The sequence below is a fragment of the Allobacillus saliphilus genome (genome assembly GCF_018138385.1).
Lineage (GTDB): Bacteria > Bacillota > Bacilli > Bacillales > Alkalibacillaceae > Allobacillus > Allobacillus saliphilus.
This window is the reverse complement of record NZ_JAGSIE010000012.1, coordinates 62,362-79,705: the sequence shown is the minus strand read 5'-3', so window position 1 is coordinate 79,705 and position 17,344 is coordinate 62,362. Positions and strand designations below refer to the sequence as shown.

At 38.0% G+C, this 17,344-nt stretch carries 13 protein-coding genes; 5 read left to right on the top strand and 8 right to left on the bottom strand.

What is annotated here, in order from left to right:
- Positions 1-185 precede the first annotated feature (185 nt).
- Positions 186-1,739 carry a glycine betaine uptake BCCT transporter gene (locus KC820_RS05130; protein WP_212368828.1) on the top strand — a complete coding sequence of 518 codons (1,554 nt, stop codon included), beginning with the start codon at positions 186-188 and terminating at the stop codon, positions 1,737-1,739.
- A gap of 595 nt (positions 1,740-2,334) precedes the next feature.
- Here the strand turns inward: KC820_RS05130 and lpdA are convergent.
- The 5 genes from lpdA to KC820_RS05105 form a co-directional block, all read right to left on the bottom strand.
- Entirely contained in the window at positions 2,335-3,744 is a 1,410-nt protein-coding gene (gene lpdA / locus KC820_RS05125) for a dihydrolipoyl dehydrogenase (RefSeq protein WP_212368825.1), read from the bottom strand.
- A 2-nt stretch (positions 3,745-3,746) separates the two neighbouring features.
- Complete coding sequence (locus KC820_RS05120) at positions 3,747-5,042, bottom strand: dihydrolipoamide acetyltransferase family protein (RefSeq protein WP_212368823.1); 1,296 nt, start codon at positions 5,040-5,042, stop codon at positions 3,747-3,749.
- 31 nt (positions 5,043-5,073) lie between these two features.
- Positions 5,074-6,051 carry an alpha-ketoacid dehydrogenase subunit beta gene (locus KC820_RS05115; protein ID WP_212368820.1) on the bottom strand — a complete coding sequence of 326 codons (978 nt, stop codon included), beginning with the start codon at positions 6,049-6,051 and terminating at the stop codon, positions 5,074-5,076.
- 3 nt (positions 6,052-6,054) lie between these two features.
- Entirely contained in the window at positions 6,055-7,098 is a 1,044-nt protein-coding gene (gene pdhA, locus KC820_RS05110; RefSeq protein ID WP_212368870.1) for a pyruvate dehydrogenase (acetyl-transferring) E1 component subunit alpha, read from the bottom strand.
- 477 nt (positions 7,099-7,575) lie between these two features.
- Positions 7,576-8,235 (bottom strand): YkyA family protein, encoded by a 660-nt coding sequence (locus KC820_RS05105; protein WP_212368818.1) that lies wholly within the window; start codon positions 8,233-8,235, stop codon positions 7,576-7,578.
- A 199-nt stretch (positions 8,236-8,434) separates the two neighbouring features.
- Here KC820_RS05105 and def point away from each other — a divergent pair, with 199 nt between their 5' ends.
- From def to rnjA, 3 genes are all read left to right on the top strand, one after another.
- The gene (gene def, locus KC820_RS05100; protein WP_212368815.1) at positions 8,435-8,992 is read left to right on the top strand and encodes a peptide deformylase; all 558 of its coding nucleotides are present in this window, start codon (positions 8,435-8,437) and stop codon (positions 8,990-8,992) included.
- A 400-nt stretch (positions 8,993-9,392) separates the two neighbouring features.
- Positions 9,393-9,602 (top strand): DNA-dependent RNA polymerase subunit epsilon, encoded by a 210-nt coding sequence (locus KC820_RS05095; protein WP_212368813.1) that lies wholly within the window; start codon positions 9,393-9,395, stop codon positions 9,600-9,602.
- 3 nt (positions 9,603-9,605) lie between these two features.
- On the top strand, positions 9,606-11,273 hold the full coding sequence (gene rnjA, locus KC820_RS05090) for a ribonuclease J1 (protein WP_212368810.1): 1,668 nt from the start codon (positions 9,606-9,608) through the stop codon (positions 11,271-11,273).
- 445 nt (positions 11,274-11,718) lie between these two features.
- Here rnjA and KC820_RS05085 read toward each other — a convergent pair whose 3' ends face one another.
- The 3 genes from KC820_RS05085 to KC820_RS05075 all read right to left on the bottom strand — a co-directional run bounded on the left by KC820_RS05085 (position 11,719) and on the right by KC820_RS05075 (position 16,233).
- Positions 11,719-12,384, bottom strand: coding sequence for a potassium channel family protein (locus KC820_RS05085; protein ID WP_212368808.1), 666 nt, complete (start codon positions 12,382-12,384; stop codon positions 11,719-11,721).
- Positions 12,385-12,640: 256 nt separating this feature from the next.
- Positions 12,641-14,464 (bottom strand): ABC transporter ATP-binding protein, encoded by a 1,824-nt coding sequence (locus KC820_RS05080; protein WP_212368806.1) that lies wholly within the window; start codon positions 14,462-14,464, stop codon positions 12,641-12,643.
- Positions 14,465-14,478: 14 nt separating this feature from the next.
- The gene (locus KC820_RS05075; RefSeq protein ID WP_212368804.1) at positions 14,479-16,233 is read right to left on the bottom strand and encodes an ABC transporter ATP-binding protein; all 1,755 of its coding nucleotides are present in this window, start codon (positions 16,231-16,233) and stop codon (positions 14,479-14,481) included.
- Positions 16,234-16,471: 238 nt separating this feature from the next.
- Here KC820_RS05075 and KC820_RS05070 point away from each other — a divergent pair, with 238 nt between their 5' ends.
- A complete protein-coding gene (locus KC820_RS05070; protein WP_212368803.1) occupies positions 16,472-17,293 on the top strand; it encodes a mechanosensitive ion channel family protein in 822 nt (273 codons plus the stop codon).
- Positions 17,294-17,344 lie beyond the last annotated feature (51 nt).

The following is a 17,344-nucleotide window of genomic DNA, read 5'->3' as shown; positions in this document are numbered from 1 at the left end:
CTCGATAAGTGTTGTCATGAAACAGTTATTTTATTGTAAAATGGTTATTTTATAAGTAAGAGGGTAAAAGTAAAAGAACGTTAATTATGATGAAATTCCCTTGATTGTCAATAAGATTTTTGGTTCAATGGAGGATGTGTTCTTAAAATAATGTCGTTTTACTGGTTCAATAGGAGGGTTTAACATTGAAGAGAAAAGTAACGAGAGTTTTTTATATTTCATTATTAATAGCACTTTTATTTATCGTTTGGGGGATTATTCCTTCAAGCATCCTACCGACTTGGAACTTAAATAATATCACGACTAATATCCAAGGTTTTATTGTTGATAAGTTCGGTTGGTTTTACTTACTTTCAGCAACTTCATTCTTGATTTTTGCGATATTCTTAGTTGTTTCGAAGTACGGGAATATCAAGTTAGGAAAAGATGATGACGAACCGGAATATAACTATTTAACTTGGTTTGGAATGTTATTTAGTGCTGGTATGGGAATTGGTCTTGTATTTTGGGGAGCTGCAGAGCCGATTTCACATTTCAACATGCCTCCATATGCAACATCGGATGAAACAGAAGCAGCTAAAACTGCGCTACAGTTCTCATTTTTCCATTGGGGCCTACATCCATGGGGGATTTATGCAATTTTAGCAATGGCGTTAGCCTATTTCCAATTCAGAAAAGATGAACCAGGCTTGATCAGCACTACGCTAAAACCATTATTTGGGGATAGAATGAACGGTGCATATGGTACAGTCGTCAATGTAATTGCTGTATTTGCGACAGTATTCGGCGTAGCGACTTCTCTTGGTTTAGGTGCACAACAAATAGCTAGTGGATTAGGATTTATTGTACCTGCAATCAGTAACACAATTGTCGTTCAATTGATTATCATTGCTGTCGTCACTGTTTTATTCATGATATCAGCAGCGACAGGATTGAATAAAGGGATTCGAATTCTAAGCACAACGAATATTATCTTTGCTTTCATCCTAATGTTCTTCTTATTATTCGCTGGACCAACGAATTTCATCATGAATTTCTTTACAACTTCATTAGGTGGGTACGTTCAAAACCTTCCGTCCATGAGCTTTAGAACAACACCGTTTAATTCAGAAAATGCAGTATGGCTACAAAATTGGACGATGTTCTATTGGGCATGGTGGATCGCTTGGGCACCATTCGTTGGAATGTTCATCGCCCGTGTCTCTAGAGGACGTACGGTCAGAGAATTTGTTATTGGTGTATTATTAGTTCCTACAATTTTTGGTGCATTGTGGTTCGCTGTTTTCGGCGGATCTGCTATTTCTTTGGAATATCACCAAGGAATGGATATTATGTCAGTGGTTAATGATCAAGGGGCTGAAATCGCGTTATTCACTGTTTTTGAAAACTATCCATTGTCGTTCATTACATCGTTACTAGCGATTTTATTGATTAGTACATTTTTCATTACTTCTGCAGATTCAGCAACATTCGTTCTAGGTATGCAAACGACAGGCGGTAGTTTGAACCCACATGTTCGAGTGAAACTTGCTTGGGGATTGGTACAGTCAGCAACGGCTGCCGTGTTACTATGGCAAGGAGGATTAGGTGCATTGCAAACCGCTTCAATCTTAGCAGCCTTTCCGTTCGTGTTTATCTTACTGATGGTGATCTTCTCATTAGTCAAAGTATTTAGGGAAGAAGCAAGGAATGCTCCACTCAAAAGACGAAGAAGAAATGAACCAACTGAGCGAATATAACGAGTGATTTAGAACAGAACATTCATTTAATAAAAGATATTCTAAAAACACTAAAATCAATCAATTTTGTACTTATTGGATGAAGCGACGAGCTTCATCTTTTTTTTATGGAAGTTTCTCACCCGATAATCATTAACGAACGGATTGGGTTGTTAGTCATTAATAATTACTCCATCTCTTTTTTTGGGTATAATACAAAGTGTGCTTCTTTTTTAATTGCGTGATAGAAATCTCATGCTTCTTTTTTAATAGAAGCAAATATAAAGCGGAAAGCCCATTACATGACTCTCCGCTTTATATTAACAGCTCGCTGCAGGAGGTTTTACAAGGTAAAGTTCATCCTCATAATTTGCTGGCTACAGGATAATCTAATTTGTTTTTGAAACCACCTCGAACTATGTTTTGTATTTTGTTCGAGGTGGTTTTTGTTTATAAGTAAAAAAATGCTCTTCGAATCCAATACCATTTCGTAGAGTATTTACTCGTATTTATAGAAGGGCGTGCAATAATACCCAACAGAATACTATGAAAAAACACACCAACCAGCAAACCGTAGGGCTTAACTGGGTTGGTGTGTTTTCATTTATTTCACAGTTTATTTCATTGTATGGATTGGCATACCGATTGCAAGATCGCCTGCTTCCATAACCGTCTCACCAAGTGTTGGGTGAGCATGAATCGTCAATGCTAAGTCTTCAGCTGTCATTCCAGCTTCAACAGCAAGTCCTAATTCTGCAATTAAGTCACTAGCACTTGGACCAGCAACTTGAGCACCAATAACTAATCCATCTGATTTACGTGTAATTAATTTCACGAAACCATCTGTGTCATTTAAGCTTAACGCACGGCCATTAGCGGCGAATGGGAATTTCGAAACTTTAACATCGTAGCCTGCTTCTTTTGCGTCGCTCTCATTGTATCCGACACTTGCAAGTTCAGGATCTGAGAAAACAACAAGTGGCATAGATAGATAATCAATTTCTGATTTCTCTCCACTGATTGCTTCAGCCGCAATTTTCCCTTCATAGGAAGCTTTGTGAGCTAGTGGAGGTCCGTCAACGATGTCACCAATAGCAAAGATGCTATCGATATTCGTACGTCCTTGTTTATCCACTTTAATTAAGCCTTTATCATCCATCTCTACGCCAACTTCTTCAAGTCCGATTTCATCAGTGTTTGGACGACGACCAACAGTTACCAATAGGTAATCAGCTTCAACTGTCTTTTCTTCACCTTTTACTTCATAGGTTACTTTTACGCCATTGTCGGTTTCTTCAACACCTTGAGCCATAGCTTCTGTAACGATATCAACGCCTTTTCCTTTCAGACGCTTCTTCACTAATTGAGTCATTTGCTTCTCAAATCCACCCAAGATGTCTTTTGTACCTTCAAGGATTGTTACTTCTGTACCAAAGCTTGCGTACGCGCCACCAAGTTCAGTACCGATATAACCTCCACCGATGACAACCATTTTTCCTGGAACTTCTTTTAAGTTCAATGCACCTGTAGAGTCTAACACGCGCTCAGAATAAGGGAATGGTTTTAATTCAACCGGTCTAGAGCCTGTTGCAAGAATACAGTTTTTAAACTTATACGTTTGAGACTGCTTATCGTCCATGATTTTTGCTGTATTTTGGTCAACGAAGTAAGCTTCACCTTTAACGATGTTTACTTTATTTGCTTTTAATAAGCTTTCAACACCGCCAGTTAGTTTGTTTACAACTTGGCCTTTCCACTCTTGGACTTTGTCCCAATTAACAGATACTTTTTCAGCAACAATTCCCATGTCATCAGAGCCAGATGCTTGCTCATAACGATGACCTGCTGAAATTAATGCTTTTGAAGGGATACAGCCTACATTTAAACAGACACCACCAAGATTGCCCTTATCTACAATGGTCACTTTCTGCCCCATTTGTGCAGCTCGGATTGCTGCAACGTAACCGCCGGGTCCAGCACCGACGATTAGCGTATCTACTTCTTCTGGAAAATCTCCTACTACCATAATCAACCCTCCATCATAATTAGTTGTGGATCGTTCAATAATCGTTTGACATGATTCATCGCATGTTGTGCTGTAGCTCCGTCAACCATACGGTGATCAAAGCTTAGAGATAATGCTAATACAGGGGCTACAACAACTTCTCCGTCACGAACAACTGGTTTCTCACTGATGCGACCAATGCCTAAAATACCCATTTCAGGATGGTTAATGACAGGAGTGAACCATTGTCCACCTGCTGATCCAATATTCGTAATCGAACAGGAAGCACCTTTCATCTCCCCTGGGGAAAGTTTACCATCACGTGCTTTGGTTGCCAACTCATTTATTTCAGCAGAAATTTCAAACATGGATTTGCGATCAGCATCTTTTACGACCGGCACAAGTAGCCCACGGTCTGTGTCTGCAGCAATTCCAATATTGTAATAATGCTTATAAATAAGTTCTTCTGTTTCGTCATCGAATGAAGCGTTCAAAATTGGATACTTCTTCAATGTAGAAACGAGAGCTTTAACCACATATGGTAAATAAGTTAGCTTAATATCTTGCTCTTCTGCAATTGCTTTGAATTTTTTACGGTGTTCGACTAACGCTGTAACGTCTACGTCATCCATCAACGTGACGTGTGGCGCTGTACGCTTGGAGTTGACCATTGCATTGGCAATTGTGCGGCGAATACCACTGATTTTCTCTCGTGTTTCAGGGTATTGACCTTCTGTCATTTGTGGTGCAGATTTTTGTTCTGTAGATTCTTCTGTCTGCTGAGTTTCTTCAGCAGGTTGATCTCCACTTAAGAACTGATCAATATCGTCTTTCAAGATTCGACCATTTTTACCCGAACCACTGACTTGCTGGATATTCACGTCATTGTCTCGTGCATATTTACGAACAGATGGCATTGCAATAACGCGTTTATTATCATCAGCAGATTGATCACTCGTTTCTGCTTGTTTGCGATCTGCTGTTTTCTCTTCTTTTGGCTCTTCTTTCTTTTCTTCTGGTTGCTCTTCTTGTTTTGGTTCTTCTTTAGACGATTCTTCTTCAGATTCGTCGTCTTCATAACCTTCTGCATCGAAAGTAATAATTACCGTACCAACGGTCGTTACTTCGCCTTCATCAACAAAGATTTTTTTGACTGTCCCATCAACCGGAGATGGGATCTCAACAACTGCCTTGTCGTTTTGGACCTCGGCTAAGACATCATCTTCGCTTACTTGGTCGCCTTCTTTGACAAACCACTTGGCAATTTCACCTTCATGGATTCCTTCACCGATATCAGGAAGTTTAAATTCAAAGGCCAAGATAATCCCTCCTATTCATTGTCATTCTCAATTAAAAGTTCATAGATTCTTTTACTTTTTCCTTAACGTCTTGATGATTTGGTAACCAAACCTCTTCTGCTTGAGAGAATGGATATACCGTATCTGGAGCAGTTACTCTGAAAACAGGTGATTCTAAGTGCAAGATTGCACGTTCTTGAATTTCAGCAACAATGCCAGCTGCAACTCCTGCTTGACGCTGAGCTTCTTGTACTACAATAGCTCGATTTGTTTTCTTAACAGATTCTAAAATTGTGTCAATATCGATTGGACTTACTGTACGAAGGTCGATTACCTCACAGCTAATTCCTTCTTCTTCTAATTCTTCTGCTGCTTTAAGGGAAGCGTGAACCATTGCACCGTAAGCAACCAACGTCATATCGGTACCTTCTTTTACAATATTTGCTTTATCCAAATCAATTGTATATTCCTCTTCAGGAACCTCTTCACGGAAAGAACGATACAGCTTCATGTGCTCCAAGAAAATAACAGGATCGTTATTTCGGATTGAAGAAATTAGTAGCCCTTTCGCATCATATGGTCCTGATGGAATAACGACACGAAGACCAGGTGCCTGTGTCATAAATCCTTCCAAGCTGTCCGCGTGAAGTTCTGGTGTGTGTACGCCACCACCAAATGGTGAGCGGATTGTAATTGGCGCATGCCATCTACCTCCAGAACGATAACGCATACGAGCAGCTTGACCTACAACTGCATCCATCGCTTCGAAAACAAAGCCGAAGAACTGAATTTCCGGTACTGGTCGATAATCTTGTGTTGATAAACCGACAGCCATACCAATAATTCCTGATTCAGCCAATGGCGTATCAAAAACTCTCTCTTCTCCGAACTCGTCTTGTAAGCCTTCAGTAGCACGAAATACACCACCATTTTGGCCAACGTCCTCACCAAAAACGAGCACATTGTCATCGTTCTTCAACTCTGTGCGTAAGGCATCAGTTATTGCTTGAATCATAGTCATTTCAGCCATTGTTTACTTCGACTCCTTTTCTTTGAATTCTTCCATTTGCTCTATCAAATTCGCTGGAAGTTCTTCATGCATAATGGAAATTAACTCCGTAACAGACTGTTTTTCTTGTTTATCTGCTTTCTTGATCGCCGCTTTAATTTCTTCTTTTGCTGTTTCCATTACTTCATTTTCTTTCTCTTCAGACCATAGTCCTTTTTCTTCCAAGAATTTACGGAAACGGACAATTGGATCTTTCTTTTCCCATTCGCTATCCATATCTTCTGTACGGTAGCGTGTTGGGTCATCCCCTGCCATAGTGTGTGGACCATAACGATACGTCAATGTTTCAATTAATGTTGGTCCATCTCCATTTACAGCACGTTCACGGGCTTCTTGAACGACTTTATAAACAGCTAAAACATCCATACCATCAACTAGAAAGCCTGGTATTCCCATTGCTACAGATTTCTGAGCAATTGTTTTTGCTGCTGATTGTTTTTCAACTGGAACAGAAATAGCGAATCGGTTGTTTTGAACAATAAAAATCGCTGGTGCCTGGTAAGCTCCGGCAAAGTTTACCCCTTCATAGAAGTCACCTTGCGACGCACCACCGTCACCAGTGTAGGTGATTGCAACGTTTTTCTTGCCACGATTTTTCATTCCTAACGCTACACCAGCTGCTTGTGTAATTTGTGCACCGATAATGATTTGTGGACTTAATGCTTGAACATCTTCAGGCATTTGGTTTCCGTGGTAATGACCGCGAGAAAATAGAAAAGCTTGATATAACGGAAGCCCTTGCCAAATCAACTGTGGTACATCACGATATCCCGGAAGGATAAAATCGTCTTGCTCCAACGCAAACTGACTACCTAATTGCGAAGCTTCTTGACCCGCTGTTGGTGCATAGAAGCCTAATCTTCCTTGTCTGTTCAACGCGATAGAACGTTGATCTAACACTCTCGTATATACCATACGACGCATTAATTCTACCAGATCATCATCAGATAAATCCGGCATTGCATCCTCATTCACAATTTTCCCATCTTCATTTAAGATTTGAATCATCTCAAATTTTTCTTCGATGCCTTCTACTGGACTTTTAAAAACCACACCAGTCACCTCTTCCTTTCCTTATATTCTTTCCATAGTTTGGCTAACGTTCCTCATACTAAACTTCATCTTTTATATTTACCCTTTCGTGCTACGTTTTAATCAAATAAACTGTTTCATACAAAAGATGATTTTTAATGATACAAGATTCCATAGAATAGTCTATAACATAAAGGTCTCACTCGTCAATTGTATTTGTTTATCAAGCGACCAAGCATTTTTCTGAATCTTTCCAAGAGGTAAAATACATTTATCTGTTATAATGGGCATTAACCTCTGTGATATAACAGACTTGCAGACTTTATGTGAAACTGGAAGATAATCGTAACTAAATTGCCATTGATCTTGATTTAAGACCTACGCTACTCGAGCGTGGACAATAATTAAAGCTCGAACGATTTTAATTCGTTCGAGCTTTTTACTAAATCCCGTTTATTCTTCGTATTGAACATCTAATTCAAGCTTTTCATATAATTGCTTTTTCAGTTCGTTGAATTGGTTCGTCAATTCATTAAATTCTTCTTGATGAGTTGTGATTTTTTCATACTTTTGATTGATTTCATTCACTTGCTCATCTAAGGTTTCTTTATCCAGCTCTTCGTCCATAAGCAAATCATATAGCTTTTGATCACTTTCAATGGATGATAAATAAGTTTCATGGAGTTCAGCAAATGATTTATAACGATTTTCCATGACTTCAATCATCTCATTTGCTTGATTCTTTGGCTCTTCATTTTCTAATTCTTCAACTAGAGGCTGTATTTTATCAAACTCTTCTTTTCCTGCTTTGATACTTTCCATTTCTTTTTCCATAATCTGTTTTCGTTCTTGAGAAAGTTCTTTCGCCTTTTCTGCCTTTTCCTTCACTTGGTCAATTTCTTCCATATTAATCTCTATCATTTGCTCATATAACTTATTTTCATCTTTTTCAACTTCAACAAGTTCATTTTGTGCTTCCTGAAAATCCTTTTCTTGTTGAACGGCTTCTTCCAGATGGTTGTAAATTTCTTCTTTTGTTTGATCACTACTGTTACAACCTACAAGTGTGATACTTAAAATCAGGATACTTATGGATAGTAATAATTTCTTCATGTATGTGTCTCTTCCTTCCTGTCTACATATCATTTCCTTTTCGCTATTATAACATAAAGTATTCCTATATTTGGAATACATTTTATTATGAATCCAATAAATATATGATAAAATATGTAAAGCGAGATTTAAACGGTAAATTCAATATTTAATCTTACCATTCATACATATAAGACAACAAGCAAGGAGATGAAATCGTATGCTAACGATGAAAGATATTGTTCGGGAAGGACATGAATCCCTACGTATAAAAGCCACTAAAGTGAACCTTCCAGCTACGGAAGAAGAAAAAGAACTGTTAACGAAAATGCTTCAATTTATCAAGAATAGTCAAGACGAAGAAATGATTGAAAAATATGATCTAAGAAGTGGTGTTGGCTTGGCTGCTCCTCAGCTCGGTATATCCAAACGGATGATCGCTGTTCATTTTTCAGATCATAACGAACGACTTTATAGCTATGGATTATTCAACCCTAGAATCATTAGTCATTCAGTGGAACAAACCTATTTGCCTGGTGGAGAAGGCTGTTTAAGTGTTGACAGGGATGTACCTGGAATTGTACCACGTTATGCAAGAATTACAGTGAAAGCAACAACGCTTGAAGGCGAAGACATCAAACTACGTCTCAAAGGGTATGCCGCTGTTGTATTTCAGCATGAAATCGATCACTTAAACGGTGTCATGTTTTATGATCACATCGATAAAAACGACCCGATGACACCACCTGATAATGCAGTATCCGTTGACGAACTATAGCAGTCCATTGAATCTCCATAATACTTTTTCTGAAACAATCGATTTATTGTTTCAAATATGATACAGAAAAGTATATAATGGAAATAATAAGTGGATAATAACGATAGGAAAATGTAATGTAGTATTCTTTTTTTCTCAGCAATCGTTTGTTGGATTTACGTCATACATTAAGGAGCGTATGTCGCCATGTTAAAGCGTTTACGAGAAAAACTGAGAAAGCGTTTAAAAAAGTTGCTTCGTGGAAAAAAGACACTTGGAGCATAAGCATTCTAAATAAACTATATGCAGTAAAACCTTTTGAATAATTAATTTATCCATAATGCTTTCATTTCAGCATTTAAATATTGCTTTTTTACGGATAGGTAAACTATGTAGAACACAATTAACTAGGAGGAAAAAAATGATTTTTAAAGTATTATATCAGGAGCACGAAGAAGAAGCTCCTGTACGTGAAGAAACAAAAACGATGTACATCGAAGCAGACAGTGTAAAGAGTGTCCGTGAAAAACTCGCTGATCGAAGCATCAATATTGAACATATCCTTGAATTAAATGAGGCTCATTTAGCTTATGAGCAAAAGTCTGAAGACTTCAAAGTGGAGAGTATCTAGCACATGAAATTTGTAAAAAATGATCAAGTAGCTATCTTCGCTTTGGGGGGATTAGGTGAAATCGGAAAAAATACGTACGGCGTTCAATTCCAGGATGAAATTATTTTAATTGATGCCGGTATTAAGTTCCCCGAAGACGAACTTTTGGGAATCGACTATGTAATTCCTGATTACACTTATCTCATCCAAAACCAAGATAAAATTAAAGGATTGTTCATCACTCACGGACACGAAGACCACATCGGGGGCATTCCGTATTTATTACGTGAAATCAATATCCCGATTTATGCTGGTAAATTAGCAATTGGTTTAATTAAAAACAAACTAGAAGAACACAAGCTTCTACGGAGTGCGAAGCTACATTCTGTTGAAGAAGAAGATATCATCAAGTTCAGAAAAACGGCCGTCAGCTTTTTCAGAACGACACATAGTATCCCCGATTCATTCGGAATTGTTGTAAAGACACCACCAGGAAACATCGTACAAACAGGTGATTTTAAATTTGATTTCACACCTGTTGGAGAACCGGCCAACTTGACGAAAATGGCTGAAATTGGTGCAGAAGGCGTTCTTTGCCTAATGTCTGACAGTACCAATAGTGAAGTTCCTGGTTTTACGCTTTCAGAAAGTGTTGTCGGTGAAAGCATACGGGATATCTTCAACAAAGTAGACGGAAGAATAATTTTTGCAACGTTTGCATCTAATATTTATCGATTACAACAAGTTGTTCAATCTGCCGTTGAAAACGATCGAAAAATCGCTGTTTTCGGACGTAGTATGGAAAACGCCATCCGCCTTGGACAGGAATTGAATTATATTACGGCACCTGATGATACGTTTATCGAGCCGAACAAAATTAATCAAATGCCTAATGATGAACTCGTTATTCTTTGTACAGGTTCTCAAGGAGAACAAATGGCAGCACTATCCAGAATCGCTAATGGCACACATCGCCATATCCAAATTCACCCAGACGATACAGTTGTATTATCTTCATCACCAATTCCTGGTAATACGATCAGCATCAACCGTAACATCAACAAACTCTATCGTGCAGGAGCCAATGTGATTCATGGTTCATTAAATGATATCCATACATCTGGTCACGGTGGACAAGAAGAGCAAAAATTAATGTTACGACTAATGAAACCTAAGTATTTCATGCCGATTCACGGCGAACATCGTATGCTTGTTGAACATACGAAACTTGCTGAACAAACAGGCGTACCTCGAGAAAATTCCTTTGTTATGGATATCGGTGACGTTTTGGCTATTGGCAAAAACGATGTGAGCGTTGCAGGAAAAATCCCTGCAGGTTCTGTCTATGTCGACGGTAGCGGTATTGGTGATATTGGAAATATCGTATTAAGAGACCGCCGAATTTTATCTGAAGAAGGTTTAGTCATTGTTGTCGTCAGTATCAACATGAAAGATCACAAAATTGCATCAGGCCCAGACATCATCTCAAGAGGTTTTGTCTACATGCGTGAATCTGAAGACCTTATTAAAGAAGCGCAAGGTTTAGTTGCAAAACATCTTGAAAAAGTTATGGAAAGAAAAACGACACAATGGTCAGAAATCAAGAATGAAATTACTGACACGATTCAGCCATTCTTATTCGATCGCACGAAGCGTCGTCCAATGATCTTACCAATCATTATGGAAGTTTAATGAATTACCTATCCGAAAGCAATTGAATAAATGAAATAAAAAAATCACCGGTCACTTCAATGTGATCGGTGATTTTTTATCATTTTAGGCTCTAAAATATTTGTTGGTTCGATGGTGGCCGTTGGTGTCAGGCGATCCGCTTACGGCGGGGGCTTGTACCCACAGGGCATAAGGCGACATCTGCGATAAATCGCAGTGTCTTCTATACCGCCGGGCACGGCTCGAGCCTCCTCGGCCGAAAAGCGGAGTATATTTCCGAAGCGGGTATTTCCGTTACACTAAATTAGAATGTTCGCATCTGAGTCAACTTTAAAGATTTTGTCCTAGCTTCAACATTTGACTTAGAACGCGTTTTAGGAAACTCAGCTTGACTCAAAATTAACGACCTTAAACAACTTATGTACCCGTTAAACGAGTGAGTTTCCAGCGTAAATATTATCTTTTTCTATTCTTCTATAACTAACTTTTTCTCGAATCTGGATATATCTTTATCTGATCCAATGACAATTAGAATATCACCCAGTTTTAATACTTCATCTGCCATAGGTGACACGTTTACGTCTTTACCTCTTTTAATCGCAACAATGTTACACCCAAATCGTGCTCGAACATCCAATTCTTGAATGGTTTTATCATTCATTTTACTGCCAACTTTTACTTCCACCACACTATATTCATCAGAGAGCTCAATATAATCTAGGATATTACTCGATACGATGCTATGAGCAATCCTCTTCCCCATATCACGTTCCGGGTGGACGACATGGTCAGCACCGATTTTATTCAGTATCTTTTCATGATAGTCATTTTGAGCTTTTACAGTGATACGTTTAATACCTAATTCTTCTAAAATAAGTGTTGTTAAAATACTGGCATGGACATTATCCCCAATGGCAACAATGACATGGTCGATATTTTTAAAACCGAGATCAATCAACGTCTGTTCATCCATTGAATCCCCGATTACAGCGTGAGTAGCTATATCTTTAAACTCATTCACTCGATCTTCGTCGCGATCAAGTGCTAGTACTTCAAATCCTTCTCGCGCCAATTCTAAACAAACACTTCCGCCAAAACGGCCAAGACCGATTACCCCATATAACTTTTTCATCGGGATTCCTCCTTCGTTCCATCAAAGATATCATATCATAATTTTACCATGAGAAAATAGTAAGGAATGGGATAAAAATTTATAAAAAAATTAAAATCCGAACGATTTAAATGTAAAATAAATCGTTCGGATTTTCTGTTGCTAAATAGTACTCTCCATCAAAACAATACGCTTGCACCTGTGAGTGTAAACATCTTTGATAATTTGTAGTGTTTTCTATACCTTAGGCACCGCTCGTTCTACACTTCATTAACTTTTATAACTGATCAAGCATTTGAAACTGAGATTTGACTAAGTGATAATATTCGCCATGTATATTCATTAGTTCTTCATGACTTCCACGCTCGAGTATTTTTCCGTTCTCCAACACAATAATCTGATCGGCATCTCGAATGGTCGACAGTCTGTGAGCGATAATAATGGATGTTCTACCCTTCAACAAACGCTTCAATGCGTTCTGAATCTTCATTTCTGTTTCTGTATCAATACTGGCAGTTGCTTCATCTAGTATAATTATTTTCGGATCAGCAAGTAATGCTCTGGCAAAAGAAAGTAACTGTCTTTCACCTGCTGATAAGATATTTCCACGTTCTTCTACCTCGGTTTGATAGCCATCTGATAGCCGTTGAATAAATTCATCTGCTCCTACGACTTTAGCCGCTTCAATAACTTCTTCATCAGATGCAGTTGGTCGACCAAATCGAATGTTTTCCATAATTGTACCGGAGAAAATGAACGTATCTTGTAAGACGACACTGATTCGTTGTCTAATATCATCTAGCCTCACATCACGTAAATCGTTTCCATCAATTTTAACAGAGCCTTTTGTCGGGTCATAAAAGCGATTGATTAGATTTGCAATCGTTGATTTACCTGAGCCCGTATGACCGACTAAAGCTACTGCCTCGCCTGGTTTCATTTCCAGAGAGATTTCATGTAAAGCGATTCGATCTTCATCATAAGAAAACTGAACATGGTCAAATTCAATATGACCTTCAATATCTTCCAAATGTTTAGCGTTTTCTTTTTCTGCAACGTTTGGTTGTTCATCTAAAAACTCAAAGATTCTTTCAGATGCAGACATTGCCATCAACAGTTGATTATACATCTGCCCTAATCGAGAGATTGGTTCCCAGAACATTCCGATGAAAAAGCCGAAAATAACGAATGTACCGACGTCAATTGTCCCATTGATGATTAAATAGGAACCATAAGCGACTAAGATCACTGTTCCAAACGCGTTACTCATTTCCACGAACGGGCGGAACATTGCACTTTTACGTGTCGCTGTACGCCATGTACCAAAGTTGTCCGTATTCACACCATCGAAGTATTCGGTATTGGCTCGTTCCTGACCGAATGACTGGGTAATACGAATACCTTGTAGACTCTCATTCAAATGGGAATTCAACCGAGATTGCTGAATCCGTACATCTTGCCATGATTTACGAATATTCTTCCGCAATTTCGTTGAAATGTAGAACATAATTGGAATAATCACCATGACTGCTAAAGCTAACTGTGGACTCAACACAAGTAAAATAACAATAATGCTAATTAACATTGTAACGTCCATTAACAAGTTGATGATTCCATTCGTAAATAGCTCTTGTAAGGAGTTAATATCATTCATAATCCGCACAATTATACTACCTGCTGAACGATTATCAAAAAAACGATTCGAGAGTCGTTGAACATGAGAGAATAAATGTTTTCTTAAATCATAAATGATATTTTGCCCTAAAATATTGACGTACTTAATTCTTACCGTATTGCCAATATAGCTCAATAGATAGAGTATTGAAATCCCTATTACCAATTCAATCAATAGGTTAACGTCTTGATTGGCCACGGCTATATTAATTGCGACGCGACCGATTAAGACTGGCACAATTAATCGGACCGCAGTTGAGACAAGCATTGCAATAACAGCAATCGGTAAAACCGTTTTTGCATATGGTTTTAAAAATTGAAGCAAACGCAGCATCTGCTTCCAATTGAATGGCTTATCAACTGCTACATCAAGCGTATAATGAAATCTTTTTAAATGGGGACTTTTTTCTTTTGTTGTTGTCGCCATACGAGCACCCTCCTTTAAGCATGTTTTTGATTTGCCATAACCGTTTCTTTATCTTGATACTGGATATCATAAATGCGTTGATAAGCTCCATTATTCTGTAGTAAAAATTCATGTGTTCCTCGCTCAGCGATTTCTCCATTCTCAAGGACTAAAATTTCATCCGCATGCTTTAATGATGAAATCCGATGAGCAATTATGAACGTCGTACGTCCCTCCATTACTTCCTTCAACGCTTTTTGAATCTTAAATTCTGTCTGCATATCTACAGCCGAAGTCGCATCATCGAGGACAAGAATGCTTGGGTTGATTAAAATTGCCCGGGCAATAGAGATCCGTTGCTTTTGACCTCCAGAAAGGCCCATTCCTCTTTCACCTAATAAGGTGTCATAGCCTTTGGGCATTTCCATGATGAAATCATGTGCTTGTGCACGCTTGGCAGCATCAATGATCTCATCCATTGTCGCTTCAGGATTTCCGTAAGCAATATTGTCTTTGATCGTTGTAGAAAATAAAAAAGGTTCTTGCAAAACAAATCCTATATTTTTACGTAGTTGAGTCAATGGATATTCGTTCACAGGCTTTCCATCAACTAACACTTGACCTTTTTCAGGCTCATAGAAACGGGTGATCAACTGGGTAATACTCGTTTTTCCTGCACCTGTACCACCTATTAAGCCAATCACTTTTCCAGGAGGTGCATCGAAGCTAATATTTTTTAAAGCTTGGTCATCTTCTTCAGCATACGTCAACGTCACATCTGTAAAAGTAACGTGACCTTGTATGTGATCTTCATGCTCTGTGGCATGATCATTAATTTCCAAATCTGATTCTAAAATTTCCAACAATCTTTCACCGGAAGCTTTCGCTTGTGAGAATTGGTTTACGACGAACCCTAAATTCATTAATGGCCCTAGAATATACCAAACCAAACTGAAAAATGCGATTAATCGACCAACAGATAAGTCTCCTTGAATAACTAAGTAACCACCAAAGGCTAGCAACGCAACAACACACACATTCCCGATAAACTCCATTAAAGGGAAATAACGTGCCCATATTTTCGCCGTGTCTAAATAATGTTGTCGGTAATTCTCGCCCTTTTCTGTGAAACGATCGATCTCAAAATCTTCACGGGATAGTGATTTAACCGTGCTCATTCCTGAAATGTTTTCTTGAACACGAGTATTCATTCGTCCAAACGATTTGCGGATTCCACGAAAAGCGGGATGCACACGTCGGTCGAATTTATACACGATGATTCCAAGAAATGGCATAGCCGCCATCGTAACTAAAGCGAGCGGTACAGAGTAAAAGAACATCACACCTAAACTGACCGTGATTAATAAAAAAATCCTTAATAATTCAGAGAACCCAAATGACAAGAAAAAACGAAACCCTTCAACATCTGCTGTCAATCTCGACATGAGATCTCCTGTTTTCGCATTGTCATAGTACTTAAAAGATAGTCGTTGTAATTTTTTATACATCTCATCACGTACAGCGTATACGGATGAAATACCGAACAAATCCCCTAAATATTGATTGAAATAAGTTGCAATTGATTTCACAATCATTAAGCCAACAAAAATTAAAGCAATGTATGGCACTAGATAAAAACGTTCTTTTGCTACGACATCGTCAATCGTGATTTGTAACACAATTGGATAAATGACGGTAATGCCTGCTACAAAGACAAGTGAAATAATAGAAAAAATAAAATACCACCGATAAGGCCAATAAAACTGTTTCAATTTCTTGAAAACTTCCATGCTGATCCCTCACTTCTATAAATACCTTTGCCTTATTAATATATCGGGTTCCGAAATAAATTTCTACCCTTTTGTCAAAAAAATTATTATTTTCTTTCAAATTAGTTTATTAATTAGTTCGTTTGAAGAAATAAGTGTTAGGGTATATATTTGTGATGTTAAGTGTTTTTTGTTTAATACATATAATAAAAGAACAATTTACACTTAAGAAAATTAGTTGATTAAAGGGGTTATTTGAATGAATTTTGATTTTGATTGGAGCTCACTTTTAAGCTCTGCTTTAACAATTTCTGGTAGGGCTTTGTTATTAATTATTTTATTTTTAATCATTAAACCACTTGGCAAGAAATTGATCACTGGCTTAATGAATCAAGTAGCCACCAAACAAAAGCTAAGTGAAGGTAGAAAGAAAACATTGAGCAACTTACTTCTCAACGTGTATAGCTATGTATTGATTTTCTTGTTTGTCGTTATGTTGTTACCAATCTTTAATATACCTATTGCACCTCTTTTAGCTGGTGCAGGGATTATTGGATTAGCTATCGGATTTGGTGCTCAAGGATTAGTCAGTGATATCGTGACAGGATTTTTCATTTTGATTGAAAAGCAGATCGATGTGGATGATTACGTTACAGCTGGTGGAGAAAATGGAATCGTTGAAGAGTTAGGTCTTCGGACAACTCAAATTAGGAGTTTTGACGGAACACTAAACTACATCCCAAATCGCTATATACAAAATGTTAATAATCACACACGCGGAAATATGCGAGCTTTAGTGGATTTTGGGATTGCATATGAAGAAAATATCGACCATGTTACACAAGTTCTTCAAAAAGTTTGTGATGAAATGAGCGGAAACCCTTTAATTAAAGAAGGTCCTGATGTCGTTGGTGTACAATCTCTCGACGACTCGCAAGTCACATTACGTGTCATCGCACAAACAGAGAAAAACGAACAATTTGGCATAGAGAGAGAGCTACGAAAACGAATCAAGGAAGCCTTGGATGAGAACAACATTGAAATTCCTTACCCTCATCAGGTTAATGTTCCAAAATCATAGTAAATGAATTAGATACTTTCTAACTTTTTTAAGTCATATAGCCTTTGTTTT

Coding starts and splice junctions, on each gene's coding strand:
- lpdA (WP_212368825.1), bottom strand. CDS start 3,744: ATGGTAGTAGGAGATTTTCCAGAAGAAGTAGATACGCTAATCGTCGGT.
- KC820_RS05115 (WP_212368820.1), bottom strand. CDS start 6,051: ATGGCTGAAATGACTATGATTCAAGCAATAACTGATGCCTTACGCACA.
- pdhA (WP_212368870.1), bottom strand. CDS start 7,098: ATGATTCAAATCTTAAATGAAGATGGGAAAATTGTGAATGAGGATGCA.
- KC820_RS05105 (WP_212368818.1), bottom strand. CDS start 8,235: ATGAAGAAATTATTACTATCCATAAGTATCCTGATTTTAAGTATCACA.
- def (WP_212368815.1), top strand. CDS start 8,435: ATGCTAACGATGAAAGATATTGTTCGGGAAGGACATGAATCCCTACGT.
- KC820_RS05095 (WP_212368813.1), top strand. CDS start 9,393: ATGATTTTTAAAGTATTATATCAGGAGCACGAAGAAGAAGCTCCTGTA.
- rnjA (WP_212368810.1), top strand. CDS start 9,606: ATGAAATTTGTAAAAAATGATCAAGTAGCTATCTTCGCTTTGGGGGGA.
- KC820_RS05085 (WP_212368808.1), bottom strand. CDS start 12,384: ATGAAAAAGTTATATGGGGTAATCGGTCTTGGCCGTTTTGGCGGAAGT.
- KC820_RS05080 (WP_212368806.1), bottom strand. CDS start 14,464: ATGGCGACAACAACAAAAGAAAAAAGTCCCCATTTAAAAAGATTTCAT.
- KC820_RS05075 (WP_212368804.1), bottom strand. CDS start 16,233: ATGGAAGTTTTCAAGAAATTGAAACAGTTTTATTGGCCTTATCGGTGG.
- KC820_RS05070 (WP_212368803.1), top strand. CDS start 16,472: ATGAATTTTGATTTTGATTGGAGCTCACTTTTAAGCTCTGCTTTAACA.